Here is a 19,497-nt window from a genome sequence, read left to right as displayed (position 1 = left end):
TCTTATTTTGTTGGTTCAAAATTAAAGTTCCCTTATGACTTCTATTTAACGTGAATTCGATATAAATTTGAGTAACTCAATTCTCCTCCTTCCAAAAGGAGGGGAAACCATGCGGATTACTCTTATATCGAACTGATGTTATTTATAAGGATACCAATTACTGCATTCCTTAAATATATTCTGCGGAGTATATTGCACCGCTTCTTTATCAGTCAGCTGTTTAGCCCATTTCACACGTCCGGAAGCATCCGCACCTTCACCCGTGTTTTTAAATTCAGCGTAACGGGCAGTCTTTTCGTTTTCCGGATTCTTCCAGTTGTGCCAGCCTTCCGAACGGATATGTCCGCCAAACTCGCAATTAATAAAAGCCGTAGCAGCATAAGGTCTCCAAGGACGTCCCAGATAGACTTTCTTGATACCGGGAGCGGCTGTCAGCTTACAGTTCTTGAAAACATAACCAAACTCCACCTCCTTCGGAGTAGAAGCCGCGGTAATATATGAATCGCGCTTGCTATGCAATTCGCAATATTCAAACAAAGCTGTAGAAGGGCCGAAGATGAAGTCTGTAGTTCCTTCAATATAGCAGTTAGTAAATAACAGGCGGCTACCCTCCGATCCTGTATAAATAGTATCCTGATTTCCCAGAAAACGACAGCCGACAAACATCAGCCTGTCTCCTTCGGTATGGAGCGCAACTGCCTGCCCCAAAGGAGCGGCATTGTTCTCAATGGTCAGATTCTTAAAAGTAATGTCACTTCCTTCTACCTTTACAGTATAAGTGCGGAAAGTGCCCATTTTATTGATATTGGCATGATCATCATACGTGATGATCGTCTTTTCGGCATCTTCACCTACCAGCTGCACGTTCTTCACCCATGAAGGAATCACCAGTTTTTCTTTGTATATACCATTCTTTATAAATATAGTCACCGTATAATCCATAAAAGCACGTACCGCTTCCACGGCTTCCTGAATATCCCGATACTTTCCCGTTCCGTCACGTGACACGACTATCGTGTCTTGTTTTTGCTGTTGTGCACAGGCCAAAGTTCCTCCTGAACAAAGCAGAAGAAACAACGCCATTCCTTTCAAAATACTCCTTTTCATCGATCGAAATTACTTTTGCAAACGTTCGTATTCCAGACTCGCCATAATAAATGGTCCTACTGCTTTCGGGTCGTTATTACGGATCGTTTCATTTATATAATAGTCATAATCGCCGGAACGATAAACCTTCCCTCCCAGCCCTGCTACTGCACAGGCCTTCGTTATAGTCACCACTCCATCTTTATCCACTTCAATGAAATTTTTCAGAAAACCTTCATAACCAGTCTTTGCTACATCCAGATAAGACGGATCGATATATCCCATACGTACGGCTTTAAACAGACTGTATATGAACATTGCCGAACAGGATGATTCCAGATAATTACCCTTGTCACCGCTTCTGTCCATCACCTGATACCATCCACCGGTCTCCGGGTCTTGCAGTTTCTTTACCTGAACTGCTACATTATCCAAGATTGCAAGCAACGAATCTCTTCCGGCCTCATGCTTCGGAATAAAATCAAGCACATCTACCAACGCCATCGCATACCAGCCTAATGCACGTCCCCAACAATGTTTTGACTGTCCTGTCACCGGATCGGCCCAGCGCTCCGTGCGACTTACATCACACGCATGACGATAAAGACCATTCTTCGGATCATACGTATGACGGGCACAGGTAATAAACTGATTTATGACGTCTGCATAATCCTGCGGGCGATTATTACGGAAAGCATATTCTGCATAAAAAGGAGCTCCCATATAAAGTCCGTCCAGCCACATCTGATGCGGATATATCTTTTTATGCCAGAATCCTCCGTCTTCATTACGAGGTTGTCCGGCAAACTGGCTATAGAGCAAGTCTAATGCCTTCTTATACTTTTCATCCTTGGTCTGCTCATAGATACGAAACAGGATTTTTCCGGAATTGATACGGTCCAGACTGTAATCGGTCAATTTGTATGCAGTAATACTTCCATCCTCATGCACCATCGTATCTGCATAAGCAATTGCATAATCCCGTATTTTCTTGTCTCCATAAGTATCGTATACATCAAGCATCGCCCCCAATTCCAGTCCGTGGCAATAGTCCCATTTCAGTCTGGGCTGAAAATCGAGCTGCCAGGATTCCGGGCAACGAATCATCTCCGATTCAGTCATCCGCACCGACCAAGGCAGTTTTTCATCCACCTGCTGCGCCGACAGTGAAATGGTGCTTGACATTATTATTACTAATATCAAAAATTTATAAAAAGAGCTTCGTCTCATGGTTTATTGTTTTAAGGATTATACATGCTATTTTTTCATGCTACGAAAGTAGTGTATTTCCTCCAAACAGAGTGGGATTTTTTAGTTAAGAAGGTGTATTTTTTGTTTTTCGTGCACGGAAACGACTAATTTTGTGCACGTAAACGTCAAAAATGTCCATTTTTGATGCATTAACTGATAAATTAAGAGTTTCGTTTTGGAATAAAGCGGAAAAGGTCGTACTTTTGGCACGGTTTACAACTAATACCCTCTGGGGAAACACAGTAATTTATCATTAAAAACAGAGAAAAAATAGAACAGAATGGAAGAAGTATTCAAGTACATTATCGGTCTGGGAGCGGCAGTAATGATGCCGATCATTTTCACAATTTTAGGAGTATGTATCGGTATTAAACTCCCCAAAGCGCTCAAAAGCGGTTTGTTGGTGGGAGTCGGTTTCGTCGGCTTATCTGTAGTCACAGCCTTGTTGACCAGTAGTCTTGGTCCGGCATTAAGTAAAATGGTAGAAATCTACGGATTGGAACTCGGTATTTTCGACATGGGATGGCCTTCGGCAGCAGCAGTTGCCTATAATACCTCGGTCGGCGCTTTCATTATCCCTGTTTGTCTGGGAGTAAACCTGTTAATGCTGCTGACCAAAACAACCCGTACTGTTAATATTGACCTTTGGAACTACTGGCACTTCGCATTTATCGGGGCTATCGTATACTTCGCCTCCGATAGTATTTTCTGGGGATTTTTCGCCGCTATCATTTGCTACATTATAACATTGGTAATGGCAGACATGACTGCTCCTGCTTTTCAGAAGTTCTATGATAAGATGGACGGTATCTCTATCCCGCAGCCTTTCTGCCAGAGCTTCGTTCCGTTCGCGATTGTAATCAACAAGCTTTTAGATAAAATTCCGGGATTCGACAAACTGAATATCGACTCTGAAGGAATGAAGAAGAAATTCGGTCTGATGGGTGAACCGTTATTCCTGGGTATCGTGATTGGTTGCGGTATCGGAGCTTTGGGCTGTGCCAGTTGGAAAGAAGTACTGGACGGCATTCCGGGTATCCTTGGATTGGGTATCAAAATGGGAGCGGTTATGGAGTTGATTCCACGTATCACCAGCCTTTTCATTGAAGGTTTGAAACCTATCTCTGATGCAACCCGAGAACTCATCGCTAAAAAATATAAGAGTAATACAGGCCTGAGCATCGGTATGAGCCCTGCACTTGTTATCGGCCACCCGACAACGCTGGTTGTATCCCTGCTTTTGATCCCGGTTACTATCTTCCTTGCAGTGATCCTTCCGGGTAACCGTTTCTTACCGCTGGCTTCTCTGGCCGGTATGTTCTACCTATTCCCGATGATTCTGCCTATTACCAAAGGTAATGTGGTGAAATCATTCATCATCGGACTGGTAGCATTGATCGTAGGTCTGTACTTCGTAACAGAACTGGCAGGATTCTTCACGATGGCTGCCAAAGACGTATATGCCGCTACGGGTGACCCGACAGTAAATATCCCCACCGGCTTCGAAGGCGGAGCGCTCGACTTTGCTTCCAGCCTCTTCTGCTGGGGTATCTTCCATCTGACTTACAGTCTGAAGATTGTCGGTCCTGCCATCCTCGTAGCCCTTGCACTGGGAATGGCAGTCTACAATCGCATCCGCATGAAAAGAAATGATGCGAAAAACGCAGCTAACGATTAAATATAAGTATAATCCAAATAAAGATTCGAAAGATGAAAAAATTAGCAATTGCAATGATGATGGGTATCGCAGCTATGTCTGCTTCTGCCCAGGTAAATTACAAGATGCAGGTGGCTTGCAATCCGCAAGACGTGAAAACGTATGATACAAACCGCCTGCGTGGTAGCTTCCTGATGGAAAAAGTAATGGTTCCTGATCAAATCAACGTGACTTATTCCATGTACGACCGCCTCATCTTCGGTGGCGCCGTACCTGCAACAAAAGAGCTGGTACTTGAAACTATCGATCCGCTGAAAGCTAAGTATTTCCTCGAACGTCGCGAACTGGGTGTTATCAACATTGGCGGCGAAGGTATCGTAACTGTTGACGGCAAGGAATATACGCTGAACTTCAAAGATGCATTGTATGTAGGCAGAGGCAAGCAGAAAGTTACTTTCAAGAGTAAAGATGCCAGCAAACCTGCAAAATTCTATATCAACTCCGCTACTGCTCACAAGGAGTACAAAACTCAGTTGATCACTATCGACGGACGCAAAGGTTCTCTGAAAGCAAACTCTTTCGCGGCAGGAAAGATGGAAGAAAGCAACGACCGCGTTATCAACCAACTGATTGTTAACAACGTACTTGAAGAAGGTCCTTGCCAACTGCAAATGGGATTGACTGAACTGAAACCGGGTAGTGTATGGAACACCATGCCGGCACATACTCACAGTCGCCGTGTGGAAGCATATTTCTACTTCAACGTGCCGGAAGGCAACTCCATCTGCCACTTCATGGGCGAACCTCAGGAAGAACGCATCGTATGGATGCAGAACGAACAAGCTATCATGTCACCGGAATGGTCTATCCACGCAGCTGCCGGAACCAGCAACTATATGTTCATCTGGGGTATGGCCGGTGAAAATCTTGACTATGGCGACATGGATAAGATCAAATATATAGAAATGCGCTAATCTTTGCGCAGCTCTTTAGTACATATCAAGTGATCCGAAAAGCTTCATTCTTTCCTCGAAACGGGAAAGGAATGAAGCTTTCCGGATTTGTCATATTCTTCCCCCAAAGAGACCAAATTGTTACGATAATACATTACTATGTACAAATAATATGTATAATGCAACGAATTATACATGATTTTGACCAATTATTACAAAAAAAATCCAGCTGAAATACCGACCTTTGTCAGCAAATCAAAATCTATTTAAATCCATTATCATGAATGCATTTCAAAAAACAGGCGAAAAAATGACAAACTACAGATGGACGATCTGTGCGATGCTATTTTTTGCTACTACAGTTAACTATCTCGACCGCCAGGTACTATCGCTCACCTGGGATGAATTTATCAAACCGGAATTTCACTGGGATGAATCACACTACGGTACTATCACTTCCGTATTTTCTATTGTTTACGCAATATGTATGCTCTTTGCCGGTCGCTTTGTGGACTGGATGGGAACGAAGAAAGGATTCCTCTGGGCTATCGGCGTATGGTCTGCCGGTGCCTGTCTGCACGCAGTCTGTGGTATTGTAACAGAAGCACAGGTAGGACTGCACAGTGCTGCCGAACTTGCCGGAGCTACCGGAGACGTGGTGGTAACCATCGCTACTGTCAGTATGTACTGCTTCCTGGCTGCACGCTGTATACTTGCTCTCGGAGAAGCCGGTAACTTCCCCGCTGCTATTAAAGTAACTGCCGAGTACTTCCCGAAGAAGGACCGTGCTTATGCTACTTCCATCTTCAACGCCGGTGCTTCTATCGGTGCCTTGATCGCTCCGCTCACCATTCCTATCCTTGCCAAAGCTTTCGGCTGGGAAATGGCGTTTATCGTTATTGGTGGACTTGGTTTTATCTGGATGGGCTTCTGGGTATTTATGTATGATGCTCCTTCAAAGAGCAAGCACGTAAACAAAGCCGAACTTGAATATATCGAACAAGACCAGAATGAGGCCGGTGCAGGTCCGAAAACAGAGGAGAAAGACGAGAAAAAGATGAGATTCTGGCAATGTTTCAGCTACAAACAAACTTGGGCATTTGTCTTCGGTAAATTTACCACTGACGGTGTATGGTGGTTCTTCCTGTTCTGGACCCCGTCTTACCTGAACTCCCAATTCGGTATCAAAACTTCCGATCCTCTGGGAATGGGACTTATCTTCACGCTTTACGCAATCACGATGTTATCCATCTACGGTGGCAAGCTTCCTACTATCTTCATCAACAAGACCGGCATGAACCCTTATGCGGCACGTATGAAAGCAATGTTGATTTTCGCATTCTTCCCGTTAGTGGTATTGCTGGCACAGCCATTGGGAACATTCTCTCCGTGGTTCCCCGTGATCCTGATCGGTATCGGCGGAGCTGCCCACCAGTCGTGGTCGGCCAATATCTTCTCTACAGTAGGTGATATGTTCCCCCGAACAGCAATTGCAAGTATCACCGGTATCGGTGGTATGGCCGGTGGTATCGGTTCAATGATTCTTCAGAAAGTGGCAGGTAACTTATTTGTATATGCTTCCGGAACGACAATGGTTGACGGCAAAGAAGTGGAAATGACAAAAGAACTACTGGAACAAGGAGCACAGTTTGTACATCCTGCGATGACATTCATGGGCTTCGAAGGCAAGCCTGCCGGTTACTTTGTAATCTTCTGCGTATGCGCAGTAGCTTACCTGATCGGTTGGGTTATTATGAAAGCACTGGTTCCTAAATATAAGCCTATCGTATTGGATTAATCCGATATAATTATATAGAATAAAAAACAGGAGGGCACTCAGCATGAGTTTGTCCTCCTGTTTTTTTAACCAATTATTTATTCAAAAAGTTCCAAAAACAAAAAAGCCTCTTCTCACGAAGAAGGCTTTTTAGGTTTACTTATTCTTCATAGCCATCCTGTACTATTTTACAAAATATCTTGCACATTCAAACAATGAAGGATAGTAAACGTTAAGATGAAAAAAAGGGAAGTCTCACGACTTCCACAATTCTTCTAACCTTAAATCTAAATCTCTATGAAAAAAACGTATTGCAAAGATAGGGGTTTGTTCAACAAATAGGTGTTAATGAATTGCATAAAGAGAGAATAAAAACTAACGTCTGCAAAAATTATGCAATATTCCGGAGGCTCTCTATTAATTTTAATAAACTTTTATAGAGTGGATTACGCTCCAACAGCGTCGGCACACCTGTCAGCAGCATCTGTTTTCTTGCACGTGTCAAGGCAACGTTCAGTTTCCGGTCAATCAGAATTCCGTCTTCTTCTGTCAGATTGGAAAGGAATTTCAACTGATACGGATAGTTCACACAGAATGAATAAATAATCACATCGCGTTCACTTCCCTGAAAACGTTCTACAGTGTCAATTAATATCTGATTCAGTTCGGGAATGCCGAGAGCTTCTATTTCCTTCTTGACCAAAGCTATCTGACTACGATATGGAGTAATGATCCCCAATGTGCGGGAGGCATCAAATGCTTCCGAGTGTTCTTTATAGACAGTTGCGGCCAGACGGGCAGCAATCTTTGCTTCCGAATGGTTTGTTTTAGCAGAAGACCCCATCGGTTCGGGCTGCGAAGGATAGAAAGACAGCCGGTTGATATTTCCGGAATCTTCCAGTTGATGCGGCAGTCCGACAGGCAGCAGCCGACCTTCATAGAAAGCTTGATTGGCGAACAGAGCCACTTCGGGGTGCATACGTCCCTGACGGCAGAGCATATCGTAAGTACGATGGGCATCGGTATGCTGACGGGCTGTGCGATACAGTCTTTCAAACAGAGAATCTTTCAAGTTCTTCAGTCCGACAGCAGACAGGGCTTCATCATATACTTCCGATTGTTCCGAATTCTGCAAGACGACAGCCGGAAGTTGTTTATGATCGCCTATCAGGATAAATTTGCCAACACCCTCTTTCCCGTTTTCCCCTTTGGCACAAAGTATACCCAACAACTGAGGTTCCAGTATCTGAGTAGCCTCATCTACAATAGCCACATCGAAATGCTTCAATCGGAAAAGTTCCGGTTTGCCGGAGATAGATGCTACTGTACCGACTAATATACGACAGCGGTTAATACGTTCGCAAACCTCTGTACGACGCATACAGGTAGCAAGTTCATTCTCTATCAAATGATCCCGATAGTTCTCGTCACATGAAAGCTCGCTTCCCACACGAATGAAATCTACTTCCGGACGAATGGAAGAAAGTGCTTTACAGATTTCATCTACGGCACGGTTAGTGTATGAGAGCAATAAAATCTGGGCTCCTTCCTCTTTATAAAAGGTTTCGACCATCTTCTTCAGTGCACAAGACGTTTTACCGGTTCCCGGAGGCCCTACCAGCAGAAAATAGTCCTTTGCTGCTTTCGCTTTCAAAGCAATACGAGTAAAGTCATCGGCAGCTTCGGCTATCTGCTTATCCAATGCCACATCAAATTGCGGCTCCCGTTGAAAGAGCAGCAAATCACGACGCTCTTTTGTAGCAGACATAAAAGCATAAAGTCCCTGGTACATGCTACGGAAAGTAGTATCCATCGCATCGTGCTCAATAGCATAGAGGCTATCAGACGGAAGTACGGAAGAGTTCTGCTGGGTCGCACGCAGACGGATGCAGATTTCATTCTCGTTCAGATAGTCGATATTGCCTTTGAATACCATCTTGTTGGTGACGTTATCCGTATCCGCATTCCGTTCGTAAAGCACGATGGCATCGCCCTGACGGAAGTTAGGGAGGGTGTGCTGCGCATCATCCGCCACCGTTCTCTGAAGTTCTCCGGACGGCACCAGCAACAGGTGGGATTTATGTTCATCGGCTGCGTGATTCTCTTTAATTCTTAAATCATAGATGATCTCCCCCGATTCGCATTTCTCCGCCAAAGTGGAAAGCCATAAAGAAGCGGCTCCTGTACGTCCCTCATAATCCACATCACCGGACTTGGACGTATAAAGTTCCTTCGTTATAAAATTATAGAGTGCATAGAAGTAGCTTTTCTCTAAAGTGGAGAGAGATTTCAACTTCTCCTGGAAATTATCGATAGAAGGGCGCAGATACGTCTCCCAAAAACGTCCCGACAATCCCCGCTCGTTTAGTACCGAGGCTTTTATTTCTTCCAGTTTTTGTGCCGTATATTCCAGGCTGTTCTGCAACTGGATGCCATATTCATCCGCTACAATCCGGTTGCGCAGATCGATCACACGGCGGACCATTGCCCATGAAGGACGGGAAGGATAAAGCAACGGATAGCGTGTATAGAGCAGATAAGCCTTTACCTTCCGGTGATCCATCCCCATCGAATATTGCAGAACTGCCTGATAAAGCAGCATCTGCACCTTATTATTCTCTTTCGGTTCCACTTTTCCGCGAATCGCATATTCGTCAGCCTTTCCCGATTTCATTTCGATGAAAGAAGACATATCGCGCTGCATATAGTCGAGCCGCCCTTGCAGGCCGAGCGCTTCACATATATAAGAAGGTTCGAGCACGGCATCCGTCTTGTCCAGTTCGTAGCCGGCGGCATGAAAAGTATCATTCACCGTCTCACGGATATGATCAAAATGGAGTTTGCAGTCATCAAAGAACTGACGTTCCTTCTCCCGATCACGCAGGTCGGCACAAGCAGCCAGTTCAATCGGATAACGCCGGAAAGCTTTCTGCATACATTTCAGATAATCCACCTCCCCTTCCGCATGTATCCACTCATCGAGGAAAAGGTTGGCTATATTTCCTAAAAGCAACGGGCGTGCATTCTCTATCGGCTGAAGACGGGAAAGGAAATAGTTTGCCGGATGATGTCCATAATCACGGTAACATTCTGCCAATGAACTGATATCAAGCAGATAATCCGGTTCAAGGACAATGAACGAAGGGGTCAGAATTCCTGCTTCGTCAACAGCGACATCCAGCAAGTTGAGTTGTGCATGGCGCCAGAGCAACTGACAGGTTTCCGCAAATTCTTCATTGATCTGAGGAATATTGTAACGGACACGCAACGGTTCGTCAGCTATTTCATCCAAAGGAGTCACATACAGATACTGCTCGTCGGAATACTGGAAACAGACGCGCATCCGCTGCACCTGCTTGTGTGCTGGAGGAGCTACGATATAAGTTGCATCCGTCCGGGGAAGCAAACGATACAGTTCCTGTGGAATATCTTCCTCAAAAAGTTTACGGATGAAGAAAGCCAGCGTTTTCGCATCCCGCAGAAGGTGTTCGCGGGTAGGTTCCTGTTGTCGGTTCAGAATGGCATTGGAGGTCAGTCGGAAGGTATGCAGTCTGTTTTGCTCCGCTACAGAAAGCCCCACTTTGGCCGCTACAAAACTAATTCGTGCGGAAAGATCGGTCATCTGCAGACTACCGTTGTGCATATGTAGGCGGCAAAGCCTTTCCAGCAAGTCGCGCATCTGTTTGTAGCCAATAGTCAGCTGCAAATGATCCGCCTTACAAACGGCTAAAAGAATTTCATAAGATTCTCTTCCTTCATTTTCCATACGACAAAAGGGATATTATAAAAATTACATGTGTGTGTCAAAAGTCAGCCTCAATTGAGTTACTATCGACTTTTGACACACACTTGGGGAAACGAACGATAAATAATTGGCTTATCAGACTTTTGCCACGCCTTCTTCTTCCTCTTCTTCTTCCAACTCAGGAACTTCCTTCTTATCCTTTATCATCAGAATACTCATTTCATAGAGCAGATAAAGCGGAATAGCCACAACACTCAGTGTGAACGGGTCGCCCGTCGGAGTGATGATAGCGGCAGCTATTACGATAATGACAACTGCATGACGGCGATATTTGCGCAGGAAAGACTTATTGACGACTCCCAGCAAAGACAACAACCAAGTCACCAGCGGAAGTTCAAAAGCCAGTCCCATACAGAGAATCAGCATCATAAAGTTATCGATATACGAATTGAGCGACAGAATGTTCTCGACTTCCGAACTCAGCTGATAGGTAGAGAGGAAACGGAGTGTCAGCGGATATACCATAAAGTATCCCATAAGCACCCCGATAAAGAACATACCGGTTCCTATGGTCAAGGCTTTCCTGACTCCTTTCCGCTCATTCGGATAAAGGGCCGGATTGATAAAACGCCAGACCTCAAAGAAAATATAGGGCATAGCCGTCACTACCGACATCCAGAAAGCTGTCGACATATGTATAAAGAAAGGAGCTGCCAAATTGATATTGACAAGCTTCACCTTAAACTCCTGCGTAAAAAATTCATCAGTCAAATCGAATTTCTGACCGATAAAGCGTAGTAAGTCGTAAAATACAAAATCATTATGGCAAGGCGCCAGTATTACATGGTCGAACAAATAAGGCATCGCTACGAAATAGCCGATTGCCAATACAAACCAGACTCCGATAACACGAAAAAGTACCCGACGCAACTCATCCAAATGATCCCAGAAGGTCATTTCTGCCATTGCTTATTATTTCTTAGCTGAATCTGCCGGTGCGTCGATTTCGTCTTTTGCCTTATTGATTTCTTCTTTTGCCTCGTTCACACCATCTTTAAAGCTCTTTACTCCTTTACCTAAGCCACGCATCAGTTCGGGTATCTTCTTACCACCGAAAAGGAGAAGAATAACAAGAGCAATAATGATCCATTCAGAGCCACTAGGCAAAAAGCCTAATAATAATAAGTTTGTCATATGTTTATTAATTATAGAGGTTTATTAGTTGGTGCAAATATAAAGAAAAACGGCAGACTATAAAAGAAAAACAGGAAACTATAAACGGGAAACGGGAAATAATTTAAGTATACCCGTTATCATTTACCGCCCATTTATCCATCGTTAACCTTTATAGTCTTCCATTCACTATTCTACTACATATAATTCTGTTTTTACCGCCTGCGCTTTAGTCCTGATAGTAGACTCGCTTCACACGGTTCGAGATGCTGGTCAGCACTTCGTAAGGGATCGTCCCCAACTTATCCGAAAGTGTGGTTATCGGCAGGTCGTCACCGAAGATGACAGCTTTGTCCCCTTCCCTGCAATCGATATCCGTCACGTCAATCATACAGACATCCATACAGATATTTCCTACATAGGGAGCTTTCTTGCCATTCACCAGACAGTAAGCATTGCCACGTCCCAGATGGCGGTTCAAGCCATCGGCATACCCGATAGGAATTGCCGCAATGCGGGAAGGACGCGTCAGATGTCCCATCCGGCTATAGCCTACCGTATCTTCTCCGGGCACGTCCCGAATCTGAAGAATCGTAGTCTTAAGCGTGCTTACATTATTGATAATCGAATTGTCGATCGGGCTTACCCCATAGAGTCCTATCCCCAGACGCACCATATCAAACTGCGCACCGGGAAAACGTTCGATACCGGCTGTATTGCAGATATGACGCAGAATCTTGTGTGAGAAAGCTTCCTGCAATTCCTGCGAACCTTTCTCGAACAGTTCAATCTGCTGACGGGTGAAGAAGTCGAATTGCGCCGAATCACTTCCCACAAAATGAGAGAATACCGACCGGGGAATAACCGCATTCTGACTTTTCAGACGACGGATCAACAACGGAATTTCATCGACGGAAAAACCAAGACGGTGCATACCCGTATCCAGTTTGACATGAATCGGGAAGTTGGTGATTCCTTCTTTCTCGGCCGCCTTAATCAGTGCATCGAGCAAATGGAAGTTGTACACTTCCGGTTCGAGTTTATAATCGAACATCGTTTTGAACGATGTCAGTTCGGGGTCCATGATGATAATGGAGGAGGTGATGCCTGCTTTACGCAGTTCGGAGCCTTCGTCGGCAACGGCTACAGCAAGGTAATCTACATGATGCTCCTGCAATGTTTTGGCAATCTCGTATGATCCGGCTCCGTAGGCAGCAGCCTTCACCATACAGATCATTTTCGTCTCCGGATGGCGGAGCATGGAGCGATAGTGATTCAGATTGGCAACCATCGCACCCAAGTTCACTTCCAGAATCGTTTCATGCACTTTCAGTTCCAGTTCTTCCGATACCAGATCAAAGTTGAATACGCGGGAACCTTTTATCAGAATGACTTCCGAATGAAGGGTTTTGAAAATGCCCGATCTTAGCAAGGCGTCTGTATCGGGGAAGAAGTATCGTTCCGGCGTACCTTCGAAGCGAGCGGCACACGAAGAAATCTCCGCTCCTACACCGATCAGCTTGTTGATGCCCCGGCTCTTTATCAGTTGTGCTACCCGACGGTAAAGCGTAGCCGTACTCTGCCCTGTCTCCAAAATATCCGATAAGATAAGTGTCCGTTTCAGTCCTTTCTTTTCCGAACGGCGTACCAGGAAATCCAGTGCTATATCCAGAGAAGCCAAGTCCGAATTGTAGCTATCGTTGATGAGTATACAACTATTCTTGCCTTCTTTTACTTCCAGGCGCATGGCGATCGGTTCGAGCCGTGCCATCCGTTCGGTAATCTGATCGGCAGGAGTCATCAGATAAAGACAGGCTGCCAGGCAGTTCAACGCATTTTCGATGGAAGCATCGTCTATAAAAGGAATACAGAAGATATTATCCATATCCAGATAGCGGTAAGCAATCACAGTATGATCTTCTTTCTTTGTCACCTTGCTGATATAAAGAGGGCGCTCGATATCCTTGCAGCTCCATGCAATCTCACGGGCTGTCAGCATCGACTTTGCCACACAATTACTGATCAGCTCGTTATCTCCATTATAGATCACCACATCGCAATCTTTAAAGAGTGTCAGCTTCTCCATACATTTCTCCTGCAATGAGAAGAAATTCTCCTGATGGGCACCGCCTATATTAGTCAGAATACCGATAGTCGGTTTAATCATGCGCTTCAAGGCCCCCATCTCCCCCATTTCGGAGATACCGGCTTCGAAAATGCCCAATTCGGCTTCTTCATTCAGTTGCCAGACGGACAAGGGAACGCCGATCTGAGAATTATAACTGCGGGGCGAACGGACAATGCAGCGGTCCGGACTCAATAATTGATGCAACCACTCTTTCACAATGGTCTTTCCATTACTGCCCGTGATACCGATTACCGGAATCTTGAAATTCTCCCGATGAGCCTCGGCCAGCTTCTGCAAAGCTTTCAAAGGATTCGCCACGATCAAGAAATTGGAGAAATCGAGAATGGAGAGTCGAGAGTTGGGAGTAGGCTGCGCACCATCCTGCTGCATAGCATTCTCCATTTTCCATTCTCCATTCTCCATTCTCTTAAAGTCTTCTTCCGTAACCACGAAGTTGCGCACTCCCCGATCATATAGTTCGGAGATATAGCGTGCACCATTATTACGTTTGGTGGGCAAAGCAAAGAAAAGGGTTTCTTCCGGAAAGCTCAAAGAGCGGCTATCTGTAAGTAGCCAATCAATCGTCGCTTCATGCTCTCCGACACGGCGTGCACCGATATATTCGGCTATGGATTCAATCGTATATGACATAGTTCTGTTTCTTTTTGAAAGTCTAAGTACGGGTATTTTCCGTTAAGTCGTTCGATTTTTAACACTATTTGTCCTAAAAAGCGTTGATACGCTTCCGACTCCGGATGAAAAGGCTTGTGTGACAAGTCTTTAGTAATATCTTCGATGGCAGTGATCACCTGCTTCGTTTCGGCAGAAAAGAAGGCCTCCGAAAAGCGTTCCCACAAATAACGGACAGCCAACGGAGACGGATGAAGCATGTCATCGGCATAATAGCGATAATCACGCAGTTCATCCAAAACGATCTCATAAGAAGGAAAGTAGAACACATGATCCGGAAAGAGCTGTTGCAGGCGGTCGATGGCAAGCAATAAGGTCGATTTACTCAACTGGTTGGCATGCATCCCGTCACGTATATGCCGGATAGGGCTGACCGTGAACAAGACCTTCAAGTGGGAATTGCGCGCCACCATACTGGTTATCAACGAAGTATATTCGTTCACAATCTCATCTACCGAAAGAATTCGGCGGTTGAAGCAGCTCTCCGGCAGTTTATGACAATTGGAGACTACCTGCCTTGTTTCTTTCTGTTCATATACATAGGCAGTGCCGAAAGTCAGCATCAGCCAGTCAAGTTCGTGGACCGAACGGTGGGCCTGCGACAAGCGAGTGTTTATCTTTTCAAGTACTTCCTCCGGCGATGACGCAGAGAACAAGCCATGATGCATCGGACTATGCCAGCACTCCTTATATAGGAATAAGTCTTTCTCCTGATACACCTTCCCCTTCAATATCTCCACCAAAGCCGTAGAGACCGACAGCGGATTATAGAGAATCCCGAAAGGATTCATGTCAACGCGAAATTTATTTTCTGCCAGCAACCTGCCCATGTTCTCTGCAAAACAAGACCCCATCAAAAGAATCCGTTCCGCATGACTGACAGGCGGCAAGCCCGCCGGTAGTTCTACCTTTGTTTGAAAATCCATATATTCTCCTTCTTTCGATTGTTTCTCTCTTGCAAAAGTACGACAAAGATACGATATTCCGCTTTATTTTAATCGCAAATCTATTCAAGACTTGACAAATGGCTTTTTATGTTGTATATTTGTAGACCGAAAACAGAAAATCAATGAATAACGGATATAAAAGAATAGAAAACATGGATAAAATACAGTATCATATTACAACAAATACAGCTTATTCCTTCTCATTTTACTAAGGAATAAGACGATTGATATAGCCCAAAGGCTGCAAGCTCTATGAAGTTTGCAGCCTTTTTTGTTGCATTAATTCAATCTTTTTCCTACAAAATCTCATTTTAGAGTTTCTAATAAACGGAAGACACGTCTATAATAAACGATCATCAAATTTATTAATAACGATACGAACGTTTCTGCAAGTTCATGTTCTCTTTTTTCATGCAACTTTTATTTCCCTAATAGAGATGTCATTTGATTAGTAATATTAATCCACATTTCACATAATAAAAAGAAAGTTACAGTTCTTCCGGGAACCCGACGGCACATACTTCAATATACCATCGACCGAATGCCATTCCACCCTCGTACTTCGCTTTAACAATAAGAATTTAGGTAAAAAGAAAGGGCTTCCGCTTTCTTTTTCGTATTTTTGCACCAAATTTTCTCGAATCATGAAGAATGAACCGATATATAACTTGCTAAACTCAATCAACAGCCCCGATGATCTGCGCCGTCTGGAAGTAGACCAACTGCCGGAAGTATGCGATGAATTAAGGCAAGACATTATTAAAGAACTCTCCTGCAATCCGGGGCACTTCGCTGCCAGCCTCGGAACAGTGGAACTGACCGTAGCCCTGCACTACGTCTACAATACACCTTATGACCGTATTGTATGGGACGTGGGACATCAGGCGTACGGCCACAAAATCCTCACAGGACGGCGTGAAGCATTCTCCACCAACCGGAAACTGGGAGGTATTCGCCCCTTCCCTTCTCCCGAAGAGAGCGAATACGATACATTTACCTGCGGACACGCTTCCAATTCGATCTCCGCAGCCCTCGGCATGGCTGTCGCCGCCGCCAAGAAGGGAGACGACCAACGTCATGTGATAGCCATCATCGGAGACGGTTCGATGAGCGGAGGACTGGCTTTTGAAGGATTGAACAATTCTTCTACCACCCCGAACAACCTGCTTATTATCCTGAATGATAACGACATGGCTATCGACCGCAGTGTCGGCGGTATGAAACAATACCTGTTCAACCTGACAACCTCGAACCGCTACAACCAACTGCGTTTCAAGGCTTCCCGCCTGTTGTTCAAGCTCGGCATCCTGAACGATGAACGTCGCAAGGCACTGATCCGCTTCGGCAACAGTCTGAAGTCAATGGCCGCCCAGCAACAGAATATATTCGAAGGAATGAACATCCGCTACTTCGGTCCTATCGATGGCCATGACATAAAGAACCTTTCGAGGGTATTGCGTGACATTAAAGACCTCAAAGGTCCCAAAATACTGCATCTCCACACGATCAAAGGAAAAGGCTTCGCCCCTGCCGAGAAACACGCCACCGAATGGCACGCTCCCGGCAAGTTCGATCCCGTCACCGGAGAGCGTTTCGTAGCCAATACGGAAGGAATGCCTCCCCTGTTCCAAGACGTTTTCGGAAATACACTGGTGGAACTGGCGGAAGCCAATCCAAGGATCGTAGGTGTAACTCCCGCCATGCCTTCCGGCTGTTCGATGAACATCCTCATGTCCAAAATGCCCAAGCGGGCTTTCGACGTAGGTATTGCCGAAGGCCACGCCGTCACCTTCTCCGGAGGAATGGCAAAGGATGGCTTGCAGCCTTTCTGCAACATCTATTCATCGTTCATGCAACGGGCTTATGACAATATTATCCATGATGTGGCTATTCAGAATCTTCCCGTAGTTCTCTGTCTCGACCGTGCCGGACTGGTAGGCGAAGACGGTCCGACACATCACGGTGCGTTCGACATGGCTTATCTGCGTCCGATACCTAATCTGACCATCGCCTCCCCTATGAATGAGCATGAGCTGCGACGACTGATGTACACGGCACAACTGCCGGATAAAGGTCCGTTCGTACTCCGCTATCCGCGTGGCCGTGGCGTATTGGTGGACTGGAAATGCCCGCTTGAAGAAATTCCTGTAGGCAAAGGACGGAAATTGAAGGACGGAAAAGATATAGCTGTCATCAGCATAGGACCTATCGGAAATAAAGCAAGGAGTGCCATCGCCCGTGCCGAGTCCGAATCGGGAAGAAGCATCGCCCACTATGATCTGAGATTCCTCAAACCGCTGGACGAAGAACTGCTGCACGAAGTGGGCCGCACATTCCGCCACATCGTCACCATAGAAGACGGAACGATTCAGGGAGGAATGGGAAGTGCCGTACTTGAATTCATGGCCGACCATGAATATACCCCGACAGTCAAACGCATCGGAATTCCGGATAAATTCGTGCAACACGGCACGGTAGCCGAGTTATATCAGCTCTGCGGAATGGATGAAGACAGCCTGACAAAAGAATTGCTGAAGCAATGTGAACTTCTGCCCGACATGAGCAAAATAAAAGAATTAACTAACTAAAGATGAAGATAATTATCGCAGGTGCCGGAAACGTAGGCACCCACCTGGCTAAATTATTGTCCCGGGAAAAACAGGACATTATCCTGATGGACGATGACGAAGAAAAACTAAGTGCCCTCAGCGCCAACTTCGATTTGTTGACTGTCACGGCTTCTCCTTCTTCCATCTCGGGACTGAAAGAGGTAGGCGTGAAAGAAGCGGACTTGTTCATCGCAGTCACCCCCGACGAAAGCAGGAATATGACTGCCTGTATGCTAGCCACCAATCTGGGTGCCAAAAAGACTGTCGCCCGCATCGACAACTACGAATATCTTCTGCCCAAAAACAAGGAATTCTTCCGGAAACTGGGTGTAGACTCATTGATCTATCCGGAAATGCTTGCTGCCAAAGAAATCGTATCTTCCATGCGTATGAGCTGGGTACGTCAATGGTGGGAATTCTGCGGAGGCGCCTTGATACTGATCGGTACCAAGATGCGCGAAAAAGCGGAAATACTGAATATTCCCCTCCATCAACTGGGTGCACCGGACATCCCTTACCACGTGGTAGCCATCAAACGCGGAACGGCAACCATCATTCCGCGCGGAGACGATGTTATCAAACTGCACGATATTGTTTATTTCACCACTACACGCAAATATATTCCTTATATCCGGAAAATAGCCGGCAAGGAGGATTATGCCGATGTACGCAACGTCATGATCATGGGCGGAAGCCGTATCGCCGTCCGTACCGCTCAGTACGTGCCGGATTATATGCAGGTAAAAATTGTAGATAACGACATCAACCGTTGCAACCGGCTGACTGAATTATTGGACGACAAAACCATGATCATCAACGGCGATGGTCGTGATATGGACCTGCTCATCGAAGAAGGTTTAAAGAATACCGAAGCATTTGTCGCCTTGACGGACAATTCGGAAACGAACATCCTCGCCTGTCTCGCCGCCAAACGTATGGGAGTGGAAAAGACGGTGGCGGAAGTAGAGAATATCGACTATATCGGCATGGCGGAAAGTCTTGATATCGGCACGGTCATCAATAAGAAAATGATTGCCGCCAGCCACATTTATCAGATGATGCTGGATGCCGATGTATCCAATGTCAAATGCCTGACGTTTGCCAACGCCGATGTGGCTGAATTTACCGTACCCGCCGGAGCAAAGATTACTAAAAATTTAATCAAGGATCTGGGATTGCCCAAAGGAACAACCATCGGAGGTATGATTCGCAATGGCGAAGGAGTGCTCGTAACCGGAGATACGCTGATTCGTCCCGGAGACCATGTCGTTGTATTCTGCCTGAGTATGATGATCAAGAAGATTGAGAAGTTCTTTAATTAAGTAATAGGTATTAGGTAATAAGTAATAAGTATTAGGTAATAGGTAATAACCGTAGCTGCTTGTACTTGACATTATATCTGATACTTGGCGCATAATACTTAATATTTAATACCTATTACTTATTACTTAATACCTATTACTTAATACCTATTACTTAAA

12 protein-coding genes are annotated in these 19,497 nt (G+C 45.3%); 5 read left to right on the top strand and 7 right to left on the bottom strand.

Annotation, left to right across the window (positions count from 1 at the left end; genetic code table 11):
• Positions 1-138: 138 nt before the first annotated feature.
• Together NBH01_RS17655 and NBH01_RS17650 are read right to left on the bottom strand one after the other, a co-directional pair.
• Positions 139-1,107, bottom strand: a complete 969-nt coding sequence (locus tag NBH01_RS17655; RefSeq protein ID WP_011109103.1) for a pectinesterase family protein — start codon at positions 1,105-1,107, stop codon at positions 139-141.
• 9 nt (positions 1,108-1,116) lie between these two features.
• Entirely contained in the window at positions 1,117-2,316 is a 1,200-nt protein-coding gene (locus NBH01_RS17650) for a glycoside hydrolase family 88/105 protein (RefSeq protein ID WP_225678975.1), read from the bottom strand.
• A gap of 301 nt (positions 2,317-2,617) precedes the next feature.
• Here NBH01_RS17650 and NBH01_RS17645 point away from each other — a divergent pair, with 301 nt between their 5' ends.
• From NBH01_RS17645 to NBH01_RS17635, 3 genes are all read left to right on the top strand, one after another.
• On the top strand, positions 2,618-4,015 hold the full coding sequence (locus NBH01_RS17645; RefSeq protein ID WP_061474329.1) for a PTS galactitol transporter subunit IIC: 1,398 nt from the start codon (positions 2,618-2,620) through the stop codon (positions 4,013-4,015).
• A gap of 32 nt (positions 4,016-4,047) precedes the next feature.
• A complete protein-coding gene (gene kduI / locus NBH01_RS17640) occupies positions 4,048-4,968 on the top strand; it encodes a 5-dehydro-4-deoxy-D-glucuronate isomerase (RefSeq protein ID WP_061474330.1) in 921 nt (306 codons plus the stop codon).
• Between the two features lie 259 nt (positions 4,969-5,227).
• Positions 5,228-6,745, top strand: coding sequence for an MFS transporter (locus tag NBH01_RS17635; RefSeq protein ID WP_008764329.1), 1,518 nt, complete (start codon positions 5,228-5,230; stop codon positions 6,743-6,745).
• A gap of 370 nt (positions 6,746-7,115) precedes the next feature.
• On the opposite strand, the gene NBH01_RS17630 is transcribed toward NBH01_RS17635, so the two are convergent.
• The 5 genes from NBH01_RS17630 to NBH01_RS17610 all read right to left on the bottom strand — a co-directional run bounded on the left by NBH01_RS17630 (position 7,116) and on the right by NBH01_RS17610 (position 15,386).
• Positions 7,116-10,490 (bottom strand): DEAD/DEAH box helicase, encoded by a 3,375-nt coding sequence (locus tag NBH01_RS17630; RefSeq protein ID WP_225678974.1) that lies wholly within the window; start codon positions 10,488-10,490, stop codon positions 7,116-7,118.
• A gap of 114 nt (positions 10,491-10,604) precedes the next feature.
• The gene (gene tatC, locus NBH01_RS17625) at positions 10,605-11,435 is read right to left on the bottom strand and encodes a twin-arginine translocase subunit TatC (protein ID WP_008760986.1); all 831 of its coding nucleotides are present in this window, start codon (positions 11,433-11,435) and stop codon (positions 10,605-10,607) included.
• Between the two features lie 6 nt (positions 11,436-11,441).
• Positions 11,442-11,663 carry a Sec-independent protein translocase subunit TatA/TatB gene (locus tag NBH01_RS17620; protein WP_008760985.1) on the bottom strand — a complete coding sequence of 74 codons (222 nt, stop codon included), beginning with the start codon at positions 11,661-11,663 and terminating at the stop codon, positions 11,442-11,444.
• Positions 11,664-11,871: 208 nt separating this feature from the next.
• The gene (locus tag NBH01_RS17615; RefSeq protein ID WP_055229293.1) at positions 11,872-14,421 is read right to left on the bottom strand and encodes a bifunctional UDP-N-acetylmuramoyl-tripeptide:D-alanyl-D-alanine ligase/alanine racemase; all 2,550 of its coding nucleotides are present in this window, start codon (positions 14,419-14,421) and stop codon (positions 11,872-11,874) included.
• Complete coding sequence (locus tag NBH01_RS17610) at positions 14,397-15,386, bottom strand: GSCFA domain-containing protein (RefSeq protein WP_008764326.1); 990 nt, start codon at positions 15,384-15,386, stop codon at positions 14,397-14,399. The genes NBH01_RS17615 and NBH01_RS17610 overlap by 25 nt, the downstream gene beginning before the upstream one ends.
• Positions 15,387-16,051: 665 nt before the next feature.
• Between NBH01_RS17610 and dxs the strand changes: the two genes are divergently transcribed.
• Both dxs and trkA read left to right on the top strand, forming a co-directional pair.
• The gene (dxs, locus tag NBH01_RS17605; protein ID WP_008764325.1) at positions 16,052-17,995 is read left to right on the top strand and encodes a 1-deoxy-D-xylulose-5-phosphate synthase; all 1,944 of its coding nucleotides are present in this window, start codon (positions 16,052-16,054) and stop codon (positions 17,993-17,995) included.
• A 2-nt stretch (positions 17,996-17,997) separates the two neighbouring features.
• Positions 17,998-19,338, top strand: coding sequence for a Trk system potassium transporter TrkA (gene trkA, locus NBH01_RS17600; protein ID WP_074856177.1), 1,341 nt, complete (start codon positions 17,998-18,000; stop codon positions 19,336-19,338).
• The last annotated feature ends 159 nt before the right edge of the window (positions 19,339-19,497 follow it).

Origin of the sequence: Bacteroides sp. B1-V-101, assembly GCF_023656585.1 — a bacterium.
In the GTDB taxonomy this organism is placed as follows: domain Bacteria; phylum Bacteroidota; class Bacteroidia; order Bacteroidales; family Bacteroidaceae; genus Bacteroides; species Bacteroides thetaiotaomicron.
The sequence above is the reverse complement of the archived record's forward strand: the minus strand, read 5'-3'. Positions and strand labels throughout refer to the sequence as shown.